The organism is Bradyrhizobium sp. CCBAU 11357, assembly GCF_028128865.1.
Taxonomy (GTDB): Bacteria; Pseudomonadota; Alphaproteobacteria; order Rhizobiales; family Xanthobacteraceae; genus Bradyrhizobium.
Window position 1 is genome coordinate 1 of sequence record NZ_LBJW01000019.1, and the last position, 234, is coordinate 234.

The 234-nt window shown below is 69.7% G+C and carries 1 pseudogene; it reads left to right on the forward strand.

From position 1 onward, the window contains the following. Window positions 1–234: pseudogene (locus tag XI05_RS08865) on the forward strand (IS256 family transposase); the annotation flags it as partial.

Consider the following 234-nt stretch of genomic DNA (forward strand, 5'->3'; position numbering starts at 1 on the left):
TGGCTCGGTCGCTGGGCGATGAACCTGATGCTGATCAATGTGTCGACGCGCCGGTTCGGCCGCGCTGTCCGGCTGCCCGAGGGCGACGTGCCGGCACCGCCCGGATCGGGGGGTTCGAAGTCGGCGGCCTCGCGGAGGTTCGTAGCGCTGTCGGCGGCGCGGCTGGCCGACTTCATGGCTGCCGATCTGTCCGCGCTCGACCTTCTGGTGGTCCAAATCGACGGGCTGCATCTC